The organism is Kribbella sancticallisti, from assembly GCF_039530625.1.
In the GTDB taxonomy this organism is placed as follows: Bacteria; Actinomycetota; Actinomycetes; order Propionibacteriales; family Kribbellaceae; genus Kribbella; species Kribbella sancticallisti.
Window position 1 is genome coordinate 72,182 of the sequence record NZ_BAAAOS010000033.1, and the last position, 14,866, is coordinate 87,047.

General features: G+C 68.6%; 17 protein-coding genes. 9 read left to right on the forward strand and 8 right to left on the reverse strand.

What is annotated here, in order from left to right; genetic code table 11:
* The first annotated feature begins 108 nt into the window (after positions 1 to 108).
* On the forward strand, positions 109 to 498 hold the full coding sequence (locus ABD255_RS23810) for a pilus assembly protein CpaE (protein WP_344217560.1): 390 nt from the start codon (positions 109 to 111) through the stop codon (positions 496 to 498).
* Between the two features lie 178 nt (positions 499 to 676).
* Here ABD255_RS23810 and ABD255_RS23815 read toward each other — a convergent pair whose 3' ends face one another.
* Together ABD255_RS23815 and ABD255_RS23820 are read right to left on the reverse strand one after the other, a co-directional pair.
* On the reverse strand, positions 677 to 1,066 hold the full coding sequence (locus ABD255_RS23815) for a hypothetical protein (protein ID WP_344217562.1): 390 nt from the start codon (positions 1,064 to 1,066) through the stop codon (positions 677 to 679).
* Between the two features lie 33 nt (positions 1,067 to 1,099).
* Positions 1,100 to 1,798, reverse strand: coding sequence for a M15 family metallopeptidase (locus ABD255_RS23820; protein ID WP_344217565.1), 699 nt, complete (start codon positions 1,796 to 1,798; stop codon positions 1,100 to 1,102).
* A gap of 176 nt (positions 1,799 to 1,974) precedes the next feature.
* On the opposite strand from ABD255_RS23820, the gene ABD255_RS23825 reads away from it, so the two are divergent.
* Together ABD255_RS23825 and ABD255_RS23830 are read left to right on the forward strand one after the other, a co-directional pair.
* Entirely contained in the window at positions 1,975 to 3,315 is a 1,341-nt protein-coding gene (locus ABD255_RS23825; protein WP_344217567.1) for a sensor histidine kinase, read from the forward strand.
* Positions 3,312 to 4,049 (forward strand): response regulator, encoded by a 738-nt coding sequence (locus tag ABD255_RS23830; RefSeq protein WP_344217885.1) that lies wholly within the window; start codon positions 3,312 to 3,314, stop codon positions 4,047 to 4,049. Before ABD255_RS23825 ends, ABD255_RS23830 begins: the two co-directional genes overlap by 4 nt.
* A 288-nt stretch (positions 4,050 to 4,337) precedes the next feature.
* Here the strand turns inward: ABD255_RS23830 and ABD255_RS23835 are convergent, their stop codons facing one another.
* Both ABD255_RS23835 and ABD255_RS23840 read right to left on the reverse strand, forming a co-directional pair.
* Entirely contained in the window at positions 4,338 to 4,544 is a 207-nt protein-coding gene (locus tag ABD255_RS23835) for a DUF6343 family protein (RefSeq protein WP_344217569.1), read from the reverse strand.
* Between the two features lie 87 nt (positions 4,545 to 4,631).
* A complete protein-coding gene (locus tag ABD255_RS23840) occupies positions 4,632 to 4,979 on the reverse strand; it encodes an MmcQ/YjbR family DNA-binding protein (protein WP_344217571.1) in 348 nt (115 codons plus the stop codon).
* Positions 4,980 to 5,073: 94 nt separating this feature from the next.
* On the opposite strand from ABD255_RS23840, the gene ABD255_RS23845 reads away from it, so the two are divergent.
* The 4 genes from ABD255_RS23845 to ABD255_RS23860 are packed head-to-tail and all read left to right on the forward strand — an operon-like array spanning position 5,074 to position 9,331.
* Positions 5,074 to 6,114, forward strand: a complete 1,041-nt coding sequence (locus ABD255_RS23845; RefSeq protein WP_344217573.1) for an alpha/beta hydrolase — start codon at positions 5,074 to 5,076, stop codon at positions 6,112 to 6,114.
* A 10-nt stretch (positions 6,115 to 6,124) separates the two neighbouring features.
* Complete coding sequence (locus ABD255_RS23850; RefSeq protein ID WP_344217575.1) at positions 6,125 to 7,255, forward strand: MFS transporter; 1,131 nt, start codon at positions 6,125 to 6,127, stop codon at positions 7,253 to 7,255.
* 60 nt (positions 7,256 to 7,315) lie between these two features.
* Positions 7,316 to 8,062 (forward strand): esterase family protein, encoded by a 747-nt coding sequence (locus tag ABD255_RS23855; RefSeq protein ID WP_344217577.1) that lies wholly within the window; start codon positions 7,316 to 7,318, stop codon positions 8,060 to 8,062.
* Between the two features lie 30 nt (positions 8,063 to 8,092).
* Entirely contained in the window at positions 8,093 to 9,331 is a 1,239-nt protein-coding gene (locus ABD255_RS23860) for an ATP-grasp domain-containing protein (RefSeq protein ID WP_344217579.1), read from the forward strand.
* A gap of 35 nt (positions 9,332 to 9,366) precedes the next feature.
* Here ABD255_RS23860 and ABD255_RS23865 read toward each other — a convergent pair whose 3' ends face one another.
* From ABD255_RS23865 to ABD255_RS23875, 3 genes are read right to left on the reverse strand one after another with little or no spacing between them, the layout of a single operon-like run.
* A complete protein-coding gene (locus ABD255_RS23865) occupies positions 9,367 to 9,702 on the reverse strand; it encodes a hypothetical protein (RefSeq protein ID WP_344217581.1) in 336 nt (111 codons plus the stop codon).
* Positions 9,699 to 10,736: a serine hydrolase domain-containing protein gene (locus ABD255_RS23870; RefSeq protein ID WP_344217583.1), complete on the reverse strand. Its 1,038-nt coding sequence runs from the start codon at positions 10,734 to 10,736 to the stop codon at positions 9,699 to 9,701. Before ABD255_RS23870 ends, ABD255_RS23865 begins: the two co-directional genes overlap by 4 nt.
* Positions 10,737 to 10,742: 6 nt before the next feature.
* The gene (locus tag ABD255_RS23875; protein WP_344217585.1) at positions 10,743 to 11,135 is read right to left on the reverse strand and encodes an ArsR/SmtB family transcription factor; all 393 of its coding nucleotides are present in this window, start codon (positions 11,133 to 11,135) and stop codon (positions 10,743 to 10,745) included.
* A 61-nt stretch (positions 11,136 to 11,196) separates the two neighbouring features.
* Between ABD255_RS23875 and ABD255_RS23880 the strand changes: the two genes are divergently transcribed.
* The gene (locus ABD255_RS23880) at positions 11,197 to 12,066 is read left to right on the forward strand and encodes an amidohydrolase family protein (protein WP_344217587.1); all 870 of its coding nucleotides are present in this window, start codon (positions 11,197 to 11,199) and stop codon (positions 12,064 to 12,066) included.
* Here ABD255_RS23880 and ABD255_RS23885 read toward each other — a convergent pair.
* Positions 12,052 to 12,840 carry an epoxide hydrolase N-terminal domain-containing protein gene (locus tag ABD255_RS23885; RefSeq protein WP_344217589.1) on the reverse strand — a complete coding sequence of 263 codons (789 nt, stop codon included), beginning with the start codon at positions 12,838 to 12,840 and terminating at the stop codon, positions 12,052 to 12,054. The genes ABD255_RS23880 and ABD255_RS23885 overlap by 15 nt on opposite strands.
* A gap of 208 nt (positions 12,841 to 13,048) precedes the next feature.
* On the opposite strand from ABD255_RS23885, the gene ABD255_RS23890 reads away from it, so the two are divergent.
* Positions 13,049 to 14,866, forward strand: coding sequence for a glycoside hydrolase family 2 protein (locus ABD255_RS23890; protein WP_344217592.1), 1,818 nt, complete (start codon positions 13,049 to 13,051; stop codon positions 14,864 to 14,866).

The window sequence follows — 14,866 nt, forward strand, 5'->3', positions numbered from 1 at the left end:
ACCTAACTTCATCTCTGTCTTTTCTTCTCTTCTTGTTCTCTTGGGTGTTCGGCTGTCCGGCGGGTGGACGGGGGATGTGAAGCGTTTGCCGGGGGTGGGCACGATGGGATGGTGATCACAGTTGAGCAGGCGCGGAGGTTGCGGAAGGCCGGGGCACTGTGGGTGCCGGCGGCCGGGGATCGGTTTGTGGTGCCTGACCGGGAGATGGATGACGATGTGTTCGTGGTCAGCGACATGACGGTCGAGGTGCACGACTATCCCGGCGGCAAGGTGATCGGGTTCAACGGCACGACCGAGTGGGCGCTGGACAGCATCGAGCAGCGCGAGGTGATCTGGTTGCCGCGTGAGGAGCAGTTGCGCAAGCTGCTCGGCGGGCATTTCCAGCGGCTGGAGGCTGTCGAGGAGGGCTACGCCGTCGTGCTCACCGACACCCGGCACGTGGCCGAGGACGCCGAGCAGGCCTACGCCGAAGCACTCCTCGACCTGCTGAACGGCTGATGCGCCGGCCGGAAACGGTTGATGCGCCGGAAAGGGTTGATGCGCCGGAAACGGTTCACGGCCGGCCAGGTATGAGCGGGGCCCCTCAGCGACGCTCTTACCTGGCCGGCCGCGGCCGGTGGCACATCCTCCTTTCCCGAAATCGTTCCGGCAAGTCGGACCTACCTGGGAGGGAAAGTCAGCGTGACAGCGCGGCCCGGAGCTCGGCGGCGCGGTGGGCGATCCGGTCGCGGGACTCGGTGGTGAAGCGCTGCAGCGGCAGGTCGAGGATCGCGGTGGCCTGCAGGTGCGAGACATCCAGCAGCTCGCGCACCCGGCGTACCGAGGTCTCACGGTCGGGTGACGCGGCGATCGCGTCCAGCACCTCGACGCGCCGGTCGAACGCGGTCAGCACGCCGTCGTAGATCTCCAGCTGGGTGAAGGCCGACCGGTCCTGCTCTGCCTGCACCGCCTGCTCGGCAGCTCCGGCTCCGGCTCCGGCGCGCACGACCTGCCGCCACAACGCCGGTACGACGTGCCGGCCGCGGGTCGCTCGCCGGGTGATCGGCTGGGCATATGTCATCGTCATGAGTTGCGCTCCCCTGGTGCTGTCATCGATGGGTCAGTCTGCTGTGGCGCCCGAGTGGGCCTCGCGCGGCGGGCACTTCTTGCCGGGCGTGGTGAGCGCCTCGAAGTGCCAGGGCTCGTTGTCGTAGCGGCGGCAGATTCCGTAGCGCCAGCCGTTCTTGTTCAGCCACGTCATCGCGGCCTGCGGACCGATGTCGACGGCCTTGCCCAGCACGTGCGCGGACTGCTCGGGCGGCAGCACCCACCGGGTCGCCGCCTCGTACGAGCCGTACCGCTCGATCGCTTCCTGGAGCAGCCGCCGTTGCTTGGCCTCACTGCGGCGAGCCGACGTGATGCTGATCCGTACGCCGTCCGCCCGGGCGGCACTGATCGCCTTCTTCAGCCGGGTCCGGAGCTTCGAGGACAAACCGTTGATGTCCTCCTCCGAGTACCCGCCGGTCTCGGACGCCCGGGAGTTGGTGGACTTCTTCGTCGGCGTCGGGCTCGGCGTCTTCTTCGGCTTCGGTCTCGGCGTCGGCGGCGGGGTCGTCAGCTGAGACTTGACCGGCTGCGGTGCCTCCCCGTTGGGCGCACCCGCGACCACCGGCTGCTTGTCGCCCGAGGAGTCGAGGTCGAGCAGCTCGATCACCTGGGTGTGCCAGATCATCAGCGAGCCGACCAGGACCAGACCGGTCACGGACAGCAACCACGTTCGCACCCGAAACGGGCGGCGCGGCGGAAGGTGGTTGCTCATGGGGTACAGCCTCTCGGGTCGGCGGGGGTCGCCACATCGGTCCCAGGGACCGTCTGGGGCAGCCGTTGGTCGGACCTGGGTACGAGGTCGGACGCCCGGTCTCCTCCTAAAGTTGGAGAGGCCGTCCGTTCGCGTGCAGGAGCCGTAGATTGCCATCCGCGACTACGCTCAGCAAAGTGAGCTTCTGGCGTAGGTTGCCGTCGCTGCAGCAGGACCTGCTGCTGGCGGCGCTGATCGGCGTCGGGTGGTTTTCCGGGCTGGCGCTGATCAACAACAGTGGATACCGGCCGGCCAACCCTAGTGTGTCGGTCGTCACCGGCATCTTCCTGGTGCTGACCGTGGCGCTGGTCCGCCAGATCCCGCGGACGACGCTGGTCCTGGTCTCTCTGCTGTACCCGCTCGTGTACGCCTCCGCGGGCACCGGCCTGGCCGAGCAGTTGGGCCTCAGGATCTTCCGGGCCCCGGCCATCAGCGACGCGGCGCTGCAGTCCGAGCTGCACCTGGTCCCCCTGCTGGTCGTCGGCTACCTGGCCGCGTCCGCCGGCGTCCGCCGACTCACCTGTCTGTTCTTCACGATGGGCAGCCTCGCCGGCCTGATGATCGGGCTGCCCACGGTCGTCGCGATCGTGCTGAGCTACAGCCCGCCCGAGATCACCCGCTACGGCGCGCGGTACCAGAACCTGCCCAGAGACCTGCCCAGCCTGTACGGCTACATCGACGTCTCCCTGTTCGTCTTCGCGGAGGCGCTGATCTGCGGCATGGTCCTGCTCGGCGCGAACTCGCTGCGCCGCCGCAAGAGCCTGTTGGTGCTCGAGCAGCGCAACGCCGCCCTGGTCCGGCTCCGGACGATCGAGGCCGAGCGCGCCGCCGCCGCCGAGCGGACCAGGATCGCGCGCGACCTGCACGACGTGGTCTCGCACCACATGAGCGCGGTGGTGATCCGCGCGCAGGCGGCCGACCGGGTGGCGGACCAGAAACCAGAGGAACTGCGCGAAGCCGTCCGCTGGATCGCGGCCAGCGGCAAGGAAGCACTCACCGCGATGCGCGAGACCGTCCGGGTGCTCAACAACGCGGCTCCCGGCGCCGACGGCGAGCGGGCGCCGGTGCCCGAACTCGCGGACGTCGCGCGGATGGGCGATCGGCTGAAGGCTGTGGGGATCGACGTGACGATGAACCTGCCGACCCGGACCCGGCAGCTCACCTCGGCCACCGACCTGACCGCGGTACGGATCATCCAGGAGGCGCTGACGAACGTGATGGTGCACGCGCGGGCCACCGCGGCTCAGGTGGCCTGGCAAAGTGGACCGCGGGGCGAGTTGCTCACCATCGACGACAACGGTGGCAGTGGGCCACCGCCGGCGAACGTGCTGGAGAGCGCCCGGCGCAGCGAGAGCGGTCGCGGCAACGGACTGATCGGAATGCGCGAACGGGCGCAGGCGAGTGGCGGCACGCTGGCCGTCACCGCCGGACCACTGGGTGGATGGAGAGTGCAGGCATGGTTGCCGCCGCAGAGGTGACAGACCAGATCAAGGTCCTGGTGGCCGACGACCAGGGCGTGATCCGGATGGGGCTCGCGATGATCCTCGACCACGAGCCCGACCTGACCACCGTGGCGCAGGCCGGCGACGGCGAGGAGGCGCTGCGGCTGGTCGAGCAGTACGACCCGGACGTGGTGCTGATGGACATCCGGATGCCGGTGATGGACGGGCTGGTCGCCACCGAGCGGATCACGGCCGCCGCCAAGCAGAGTGGGCGGAACCGGCCCGCGGTCCTGGTGCTCACGACGTTCGACGACGAGGCGTACGTGCTGAGCGCAGTACGGGCGGGGGCGTCGGGGTTCCTGCTGAAGGACACCGATCCGGACCTGCTGGTCTCGGCCGTGCGGGCGGTGCACCGGGGTGATTCGCTGGTCGATCCGGCCTCGACCCGGGTGCTGCTCGAGCGGTGCGTCGAGCTGGAGCGGCAGGTCGGCAACGGTCCGGCCGAGCCCGCCCTGCCGGCGGCGGCACGCTGGACCGGGCCGCTCGCGCTGCTGAGCGATCGGGAGCGGGAGATCCTGGTGTGGATGGCTCGCGGGCTGTCCAACCGCGACCTCGCCGCCAAGCTGTTCGTGAGCGAGACGACAGTGAAGACCCATGTCAGCAGCGTGCTGTCCAAGCTCGGCCTGTCCAGCCGGGTCCAGGCTGTCGTCGTCGCCTACGAGGCCGGCGTCGTACGGCCCGGCGAGGCCGAGGTCCGCTGGGAAGGCTGATCCCTAGGACAGCAGGTAGATGCCGCCAGCAACGGCAGCGACCAGGACGACGACGGCGAGCAGTTGGGTACGGACCGACGCCTGGCGGCGGTTGGGTAGGAAGTCTCCGGTCATACCGTCAAGGGTGCTGCGCGGCCGGCCGCCGGACATCGGCCCCAGGGAGGGTCCGGATGTGACCTGAGTCGCCCCTCGGCGGCGCGTCCGTCATACCTGAGGATGATCCGGGCCCGGAATGTTGCCCTAGGCCCCTGTCCGGCCGCGCTGCGTCATCGCTGGGTCATCGCCGGGTCATCGCTCCCGGCGCAGCCGGTTGACCACGACCCCGAGATCGAAGACCCCGACCAGGGCGAGCGCGATCGGCACCACGACCAGCGCCGCCGGGACGTCCATCGTGGACACCAGGACGGCGAGGAGCAGGAAGAGCACGACGCCGATCAGCGCCAGCACCATGCGGAGCCGAAGCGCACTCTGCGGCCTACCCGGACCATCGATCACCTCTTCCCGGTTCCCCGACGAGGCCTCCCGTACTCGGGCCGTACTCGGGCCTCCGTACTCGGGCCTCGGTACTCAGGCTTCCGGTACTCAGTCCGGCCGGTCGAAGTACGCCGCGGCTACCTTCTTGGGGACGCACATCCGCCAGGCCTCCAGCACCAGTTCCCGGAGTTCGTCGGTGTCGATGGCGTCCAGGTGCACGCGGATCCACCGGAAGCGCTCGTCGGACGGCCGCGGCCGGAAGAACTTGTCCGGCTGGGCCGCGATGATCGCGTCGCGCTCCTCCTTCGGGAACCCGATGCCCATCGACTTCTCGTCCGGCGCCACCGCCAGATAGACGATCTGGCCGACCCGGAACTTGATCTGGTCCCGGACCAGCACCTCGTAGCTCCGCGGCAAGCCCTCGGTCGCGGCGCGGATGTCGGCAAGGTCCACCATCTCATCGAGATTACCCGTCATTCCTGACAGGGTCTGTCAGTCTTCCTGGCGCCTTCCCTGCAGGCTCTGTGGAGGGCGCGGGTACGGTGGTCTGATGTCCGAGAAGGCGGTGGTGAGCGCGGTTGAGGGTGCCGAGGTGGTTTTTCGCCTCGCGGACCCGCAGCACGCGCTGCCCGGTGTGCGGTTGTGGGAGGAGCTCGGGCTGGCGGCCGAGTTGCTGGAGTTCAAGCCGGTCGACTACGGCTGGGAGCTGCGGCTGCCCCGGCCGTCCGTGCACCGGATGGAGTACCTGTTCGACATCCCCGACGCGGGGATGCGGACCGACCCGACCAACCCGCGGGTGGTCGGCGGCGCCTTCGGTGAGCACTCCTGGTTGCCGCTGCCTGGCTATGTCGAGCCCGCCTGGATCACGGTCGAGCCGATCGCGGCCGACCTGACCGCGCTCGCGGTCGACCCGACACCCGTCGGACCGGTCGACGTCCAGGTCTGGGCGCCGGAGGGGATCGCGCCGGGCTTCGAGTTGCCGTTGCTGCTGGCGCACGACGGGCCGGAGTTCGCGTCGTACGCGGGCCTGACGCACTACGTCGGCGCCATGGTCGCCGACGGCACGCTGCCGCCGTTCCGGTTGGCGCTGCTCCGGCCGGGCTCGCGGAACCTCTGGTACGCCGCCAACCCGCAGTACGCGGAGGCTCTGACGGAGCACGTGCTGCCGGCGGTTCAGGCGCAGTACAAGAGCAAGTTGCCGGTGATGATGGGCGCGAGCCTCGGTGCCCTCGCCGCCCTGTACGCCGAATGGAACCACCCCGGCACGTTCGCCGGGCTCTTCCTGCAGTCCGGGTCGTTCTTCGCCCTCGACACCGACCCCCAGGAGTCCGGCTTCGAGTACTACGCGGAGGTCACCGGCTTTGTCCAGCAGGTGCTCCAGGCAACGGCCGCCCCCTCGCAACCTGCCGTGGCGATGACAGCCGGCACCCCGGAGGAGAACGTCCACAACAACCGGGTGATGGCCGCCCACCTGACCGGCCTCGCCTTGGACGTCGCCTTCGATGAGACCCCCGACATGCACAACTTCACCGCCTGGCGCGATGTCTTCGACCCCAGTCTGACTGACCTCCTGAACCGCGTCTGGACCTAGGCTAGGGCGGGTGCTCAGGACACTCGGTGGCTTCGGCGCGTTCGGTCTCTTCTGGGGTGCGTGGGGCGCGATCCTGCCTGCGGTGAAGGCGGAAGCGGGCGTCAGCGACGGGCAACTGGGCCTTGCTCTGCTGATGGTCGGCCTCGGCGCCCTCGTCTCGATGCGGTTCACCGGCTACCTGATCGACCGGTACGGCGGCCAGGTGCTGCCGGCGGTCATGGTCCTGTTCGGACTCTGCGGCGTGCTCCCGGCGTTCGCCGACTCAGCGGCCACCCTCAGCGCGGCCCTGTTCCTGCTGGGCGCTACCTCGGGCGCGACCGACGTAGCGATCAACGCCACCGGCTCAACCGCGGAGGCAACCACCGGCAAGCCGCTGATGAACCTGGCCCACGGCCTCTTCTCCATAGCCGTAGTAGCAGCCAGCCTCAGTACTGCGGGCCTGCGCGCCGCGGGGGCCGACGCCCTCCCGGTGCTAGGTGGCGTCTTCGCTGTGGTCCTCATCATCGCCGTCGCCCTCCTCGCGCCGGGCTCGAGAGCCGCCACCGAGCGGGTAGTCAAGGAGAAGGCGGAGCGGAGGCTAGAACCCGCCCTCCTGGTCTTCGGCGGCCTCTGTGCCCTCGCCTACGTGGTGGAGAACGCCTGGCAGAGCTGGGGCGCCGTCCACCTCGACACCTCCCTCCACGCGGCCCCTGCCCTCGCCTCCAGCGCTCCAGCTGTCTTCGCAGCGGCCGCAGCGACTGGGCGGATCGGTGGCAACGCCCTACTCAGCCGTGTCCGCCCGGTCCAGCTACTGATCGTCGGAGGCTCAGTAGCCGCCGTAGGAACGGTCATAGCCGCCGCAGCCGGGAATGCTTGGCTAGCGCTCATCGGGATCGCGGTAGCCGGCCTCGGTACGTCGGTATGCGCACCGACCATCATCGGCATGGCCGGGGCCTGGGCCGGACCCGAGCGACGGGCCGGGGCGATCTCCACCGTTACCACCATCGCCTACCTGGGCTTCCTGCTCGGCCCCGCCGCGGTAGGCGCCGCCTCCAGCGCGTGGTCGTTGCCCGCGGCATTGGGTGGCGTCGCAGTACTGGCGGTGCTCGTCGCCGTGCTCGGTCCGGTCGCGGGACGCGCACAGACGAGGCAAACGACGTAGAGACATGTAAAGGTGGGCCGCGGGACACTAGTGCCTGACTCAGGACAGGGGTGACGCCGGATGGAGCGTGAACAGGTCGAACTGGAGGCCCCTGGGCTGGACCGGCCCGGCACGCTGATCCGCTACGGCCACTACGGCCGCCCGGTCCTGGTGTTCCCGAGCGAACAGGGCCGCGCCTGGGACTACGAGAGCAACGGCATGGTCGACGCCGTGGCCGACCTGATCGACGCCGGCCGGGTCAAGCTGTACTGCGTCGACTCCTACGACCACCTGAGTTGGTCCGACCGCAGCATCTCGCTGGAGGACCGCGCCCGCCACCACGGGCGGTACGAGGCGTGGATCCTCAACCAGGTGGTCCCGGCGATCGGCAGCGACACCCCGGGCGCCGCCGACATCATCACCACCGGCTGCAGCCTCGGGGCGTTCCATGCGCTCAACTTCACGCTGAAGCGGGCGGACCTGTTCCCGATCGCGATCTGCCAGTCCGGCAACTACGACGCCGCCAGTTGGCACGCTTGGGGCGAGCGCGGCGACGCGACGTACTTCAACAACCCGGCGGACTACCTGCCCAACCTGGACGGCGAACACCTGGACTGGATACGCAGCCGGGTCTTCCTGGTGCTCACGGTCGGCCAGGGCGACTGGGAGACCCACCCGACCGGTTCGCTGCCGTCGGCCCGCGCCACGGCCGCAGTACTGGCGTCCAAGGGGATCCCGCACGAACTGGACCTCTGGGGCCACGACGTCGCCCACGACTGGCCCTGGTGGCGCAAGCAGATCGCCCACCACCTGCCCCGATTCTCCTGACCACCCTCCTCTCCTTCCCTTGGAGCTCTTATGGCTGACCGCTCTCAGCATCTGATCGGCTTGTTGCTCGGCGCCGAGGAGGACTGGCCGCAGGCGTTCGAGGCCCTGCTGCGGCGGGTCGGGCCGGTCACGGACGCGGCCGGGACGACCCACGAGTTCGGCACCGACCGGCTGACCATCGAGCCGTTCGACCTGAACGACCCGGTCCGGGTGGGCCTGGTGATCGACCGGCTCGCCTACTGGTACTACCACCCGCGCGAGTGGCTGAAGAAGGCCGCGCTGATGAACGGCACGTACCTGCTGAACTCGCCGTTCACGTTCCAGTCGATGGAGAAGCACAGCGCGTACTGCGCGATGCTGCGGCTCGGCCTGAAGATCCCCCGGACCGTGCTGGTGCCGTACAAGAACCCGGTGGACAACGTGCGCTGGGCGTACACGGCGGCGAAGTACAACAAGCCGTTCGACCTGGACGCGATCGCCGACGACCTCGGCTATCCGATGTACATGAAGCCGTTCGACGGCGGCGGCTGGCGTGGCGTGTCCCGGATCAAGAACCGCGACGACCTGCATCAGGCCTACGACGAGTCCGGCGAGATGCTGATGCACCTGCAGGCCACGGTCGACTACGAGAAGTTCGCCCGGGCGCTGTCGATCGGCGCCGAGACGATGGTGATGGACTTCCGGCCGGACGAACCGATGCACAACCGGTACGCCGTCTCGCACGACTTCCTCAGCCCGTCGGCCGGCCACCAGGCGGTCGCGATCAGCCGGATCGTGAACGCCTTCTTCGGCTGGGAGTTCAACTCCTGCGAGATGCTCGTGCACGGCGACTCGGTCCACCCGATCGACTACGCGAACGCCTGCCCCGACGTCGCGATCACCTCGCTGCACTACTACTTCCCGTGGGCGATCGGCGCGCTGGTGAAGTGGTCGGTGTTCTCGCTGGCCACCGGCCGGCGGACCAAGGTCGACCTGCACACCGAGCGGTACTTCGCGATCGCCGACGACGAGTCCCTCGACTACGACGCCAAGATCGAGGGATACCTGGCGCTGGCCGACGAATACTTCGAGACCGCGAAGTACCACGAGTGGTGCGCCACCCACCTGCCGCACTTCGACGAGCAACTCGTCGAGTGGGCCGGGAGCGAGGACTTCGACCGGATCCTGCGCGAGACCGTCGCCGCCACCTATCCCGCCCACGAGCAGGACAAGTTCCTCGCCCACTTCCGCGGCCTCACCGGGTTGTGGGTGCTCGACCAGTCGAAGTGAGCCTCGCGATCGCGCCTGCGTGGAATTCGCCGGGCTCAGACCAGCACGGCGACCAGGACGGCGGCGATCACCAACTGGACTGCGACTGACGTGGTTCGCAGCCTGGGACGGCCGGAGCCGATCCAGCGCAGAGCGGGCCACGCCCAGCCGGCCAAGGCGGTGGCGACGGCCAGCAGGACGAGGCCGATCAGCCAGATCCACGGCGGCACGGCCTGCCAGTCGGTCGTGGCGCGGGCGAACAGGAGGAAGAGCACGCCCGCGGCGAGGACGATCAGGAGATCGAGACGGTCCCGGAGCTTGCGAGCCTGGATCTGCCAGATCGCCAGCAGCGGGTAGCCGAGGGCCAGCGCCAGGACGAAGACGTTCCTCATGATTCCGCCAGCAGCTTGGTCGCGAACGCGTCCACGTCCGCGGCGACGTCGGACAGCACCACGACGGCTCGTTTCCGTTCCAGGTCGAGCCCGACGAAGGAGCGGTAACCGCCGGTACCACCGTTGTGCCAGACCATGTCGTGGTCGGTCCCGTTCAGCGGGCTGGTGATCCAGAACAAGCCGATCCGGTCGCCGTCCTCGAAGTCCCGCTTCGGTGCGAGCGCCTCGACCCCGGCTCCTCGCAGCCGGGACTGCAGCAGCAACGCCAGATCACCTGACGTCGACACGACACCGCCGGCCGGGCCGTAGCCGTCCTGGATCCACGGCGCCTCCTTGCGGCCGCCGGAACTGTAGCCCTCGGGCGCCGCCCCGACCTCGGTGTTCGGCACGCGGGTCTCGCTCATCAGCAGAGGCTGCAGGAGTCGCTCGTCGAGCAGTTCGGGGTAGCTCTTGCCGGCCTTCCGCGCCAAGGCCTGGCCGACCAGTGCTCCACCGAGATTCGAGTACTCCGGTTTGCCGCGTCCGCTCGTTCCAGCGGCCCGGGCCTGCGCGAGCAGATCGTCGACGTCGTACGGGTAGGGGTTGCCTGCGCTGAGACTGGCGAGCAGGGAGCGGGCGGCGACGAACAGCTTGCTCGAAGTCGAGGGCAGTCCCGAGTAGTGGGTCGCCAGGTCCTCCAACGTCACGCCGGCGACCTCGGTGTCGCCGAGTGGCAGGAGCGACCCGACCTCCTGGTCCAGCGTCACCTCGCCACGGCGTACCGCGTCGGCCAGCAGCAGGCCCGTCATCGCCTTGCTGATCGAGCCGATCTCAAAAGGGCTGTGTTCGTTGGCACCTCGCCCCGCGAACGTCATCGAGTCCGCCCTGATCACCGCGACGGCCAGGCGATGCCCGGGGCCGTCGTAGCGCTCGTCGATGAACCTCTGGAGCTGGAGGTCACCGGTTCGGGCTTGGTCGAGCTCAAGGCTGCGGGGGCGGACCAGCCACCCTGCGGCGGCCACGGCAATCGCTACCAGTACGGCGATCAGTTTCATGGGGCCTTATCTCTCCAGTGCGACCAGAATCTCCAGCAGCGCGACCACCCGCGTCGGGGGTAGGGCAAAGATGCCGCGACTCGGGCTGTGGAGCCAGCCCTCAGCCGTCAACTGCCGCAGATGGTGATAGATCTGCCCGCTCGTGCCGAGTCCTTCGACGGCGCTGAGCGCGCTGACGGTGTTGTTGCCGCGAACAATCTCCCGGAGCAACGTCAACCGGACGGGATTCCCGAGAGCGGCCAGTGAGGTGGCCCAGCGAGACCAGTCCTCACGCCCAGCCAAAGCCTCCAACGCATCGTCGTCCGGCGGGGACGGTTGTTGGGGGGCGTGGGTTGTGGATTCGAGGGCTGCTATGCGCCTCTCCAGCTCTGCGAGCCGGTTATCCACAGGGTTCTCCACATTGTGGATAGTACGTAGTTACGTAGGTATTGCAAGCACTGAGATTCTCTAGAGTGGCGAGGTGCGTGATGACGAGGTGCCGGCGTGGTGGCAGCGGCTGGGGTTGAGTGGGCTGGTGGACGTGCACGTGCACTTCCTGCCCGACGCGGTGATGAACGCGGTCTGGGGGTACTTCGACCAGGCAGAGGCTCACTACGGCGTGGCCTGGCCGGTGAACTACCGGACCTCGGTGGATGAGCGGATCAACACGCTCAGCGAGCTAGGCGTGCGCCAGTTCCCCGCGCTGGTTTATCCACACAAACCAGACATGGCCGCGTGGCTGAACGGCTGGGCGAGGGAGTTCGCCGCGGCGACCCCCGGCTGCGTGCCCAGCGGCACGTTCTACCCGGAGGCCGGCGCAGCGCAGTACGTGAAGGAGGCTCTGGAGCTCGGCACCCGCATCTTCAAGGTGCACGTCCAGGTCGGCGACTACGACCCGCGCGACGAAGAACTCGACGGGGTGTGGGGTCAGCTGGCCGAGGCTGAAGTGCCGGTAGTCGTGCACTGCGGCTCTGGCCCGATCCCTGGCCGCCACACCGGCCCGGGCCCGATGGCCGAGGTACTACGCAAGCACCCGCGCCTGACCGCCGTGATTGCACACCTGGGGATGCCGGAGTACGCCGAGCACCTGGAGCTCGCCGAGACCTACCCCAACGTCCACCTGGACACCACGATGGCCTGCACCCCGTTCACCCAGGCGATGGCGCCGTTCCCCCGGGACCTCCTCCCGCGGTACGCCGCTCTTCAGGACCGGGTAGTGCTCGGCTCGGACTTCCCGAACATCCCGTACGAGTACGCAGTACAGCTGGAGTCTCTGGAGCGGCTGGACCTGGGTGAAGACTGGCTGCGGGCAGTCTGCTGGCACAACGGAGTACGGCTACTCGGTGGGTAGCTGTGCGGCGAACCAGGCGAGCGTGAGGCCGGTGAGGATGGCGTCGCGGTCCAGGTCGAGGTTGACGAGTTGGGCGTTCCAGGCGAGCAATGCGGTGCTCAGCACCAGCGCCGAGACCTGCTGACGCTCGTTGAACGCGGTGAGGTTCTCGTTGAACCACCGCACCTCGGCCAACTCCGCCGCGTCCAGACCACGCTGCTCGGCCTGCATCTCACTGACCTCCGTGTACGCCGGAGTCGCGGCCAGGCCGTTCTGGTCATCGCCCACCCGGTACTCGCTGTACCCGAGCCGGCCCATCAACTCATCCCACCCCGCGGCGGTCCGCCGACTCGGGGAGCCCTCCTCCGGTGGGCCGGTCAACGCGGTCCAGGCGATCGAGGGGATGACCAGGTGATAGCCACCCTGCGCCTCGTACGGAATGGCGGCGTCCAGCACGTCCATCACGCCGCTCGGCCAGGCATGGGTCAGCAGGACGGGCTGGGCGTTGGGATCGGACGAGCGCAGGTGCAGGAAGTGCACGAACTGCCCGGCGATCTCGGTGGCGTAGTGGTTGTAGATGTTGAGCCTGCTCTCGTGCACCCGCCAGTCGTAACCGTCGACCCAGTAGTCGAGCAGTTCGTCGGCGTAGGCGCTCGGCACGATCCGGTCGAGCCCGGCCGCGATGTAGTCGCCGCCGTCCCGGAACGCGCGAAGACGCTGGTAGAGAGAGTCGAGGCCGGCCTGCGGCACCCGCAACCGCAACTCGCGAACCTCGGCCGTGCGCTCAGTCGTCACCCATCACCCTCGACCATCTCCCCGCCTCGAACACCGTGGTCATCCAGCATGACGCCTCCGACGGACAGATTGTTGGCCGAACTCAACCTTTCAACCACAGTTGCAGCTACTTGCAGCCTCCGGCCGGCTGAGACAGGCCATTGCTCACGCTCATTCCAACGTTGTACTGTCTCTGCGACCGCATCCCTCCACCTCACGGGAGCACTCGATGCCCTCCACCCTGCCCCGCCCCGAGCACCCCCGGCCGCAGTTCGTCCGCCCCGACTGGCTCAACCTCAACGGTGAGTGGCAGTTCGAGATCGACCGGTCCGACTCCGGCCTGGAGCGCGGCGTCAAGGACCGCGACCTGCAGCAGCGGATCGTCGTCCCGTTCGCCCCGGAGTCGGAGTTGTCCGGGATCGAGAACGTCGACTTTCTCGAGGCGGTTTGGTATCGGACCACCACGACGATCCCCGGCGACTGGGCCGGCAAGAACGCGGTCCTGCACTTCCAGGCCGTCGACCACGACGCCACCGTCTGGGTGAACGACGTCGAGGTGGTCCGGCACCGCGGCGGCTTCACCCCGTTCAGCGCCGACCTGTCCGCCGTCGCCGCGCCCGGTGAGGAGATCACGATCGTGGTCCGCGCCCGCGACAGCCGGTACGGCGTACAGGCTCGTGGCAAGCAGACCACCAACTACTTCAACAGCGGCTGCCACTACACCCGGACCACCGGGATCTGGCAGACCGTCTGGCTCGAGGCTGTCCCGGCGGTCCACCTGCGCCGCCCCCGGATCACCCCGGACGTCGCCGGCTCCGCCTTCCACGTCTCCGTGCCGCTCTCGGCGAACAGGCCGGGCTGGAAGGTCCGCGCGATCCTCTCGGACACGGCCGGCGAGGTCACCACCGCCGAGGTACGGGCGGACCTCGATCTGGCGCCGCGGCTGGTGCTCCAGGTGCCGGCAGACCGCGTCCGACTCTGGGACACGACCGACCCGCACCTGTACGGCGTACGGCTGGAACTGGTGGATGCCGACGGCAACATCGTCGACTCGGCGGACAGCTATGCCGGCCTGCGGTCCGTGTCGATCAACGGGCAGGCGGTGCTGATCAACGGCAAGCACGTCTTCCAGCGGCTCGTGCTGGACCAGGGCTACTGGCCCGAGAGCCTGATGACCGCGCCTTCCGAGGAGGCGCTGGTCGCAGACATCGAACTGAGCCTCGCGGCCGGGTTCAACGGCGCCCGGTTGCACCAGAAGGTGTTCGAGGAGCGATTCCTGTACCACGCGGACCGGCTCGGCTACCTGCTCTGGGGCGAGTTCGGCGACTGGGGCGCGGGCGTTGCCGAGGGCACCCAGAAGGACAACCAGCAGCCGACCGCGTCGTTCGTGACACAGTGGCTGGAGGCGGTCGAGCGGGACTACAACCACCCGTCCATCGTCGGCTGGTGCCCGCTGAACGAGACGCACCAGTTGCTGCACGACCGGATCACCCAACTCGACGACGTGACCCGGGCGATGTTCCTGGCCACCAAGGCGGCCGACACGACTCGGCCGGTGCTGGACTCGTCGGGCTACTCGCACCGGGTGCCGGAGACGGACATCTGGGACTCGCACAACTACGAGCAGGACCCGGCGGAGTTCGGCCGGCAGATGGCCGGCCTCGCCGACGGTACGCCGTACGGGAACCGGGGTGGGCACGAGCAGGCGCCGATCTCGCAGGACTACAACGGGCAGCCGTACTTCTGCAGTGAGTTCGGCGGCATCTGGTGGAACCCGGAGGCGGCCGCGGCAGCCGCCGGCAACAACACCACCGAGTCGTGGGGCTACGGCCAGCGGGTGAAGGACGAGGCCGAGTTCTACGACCGCTTCGCCGGACTCGTCGACGTGCTGCTCGACGACCCGTTGATGTTCGGCTACTGCTACACGCAGTTGACGGACGTGTTCCAGGAGGAGAACGGGATCTACCGGTTCGACCGCAGTACGAAGCTCGACGTGCCGCGGATCCAGAAGATCCAGACCCGCGCCGCCGCGTTCGAGAAGGACTGA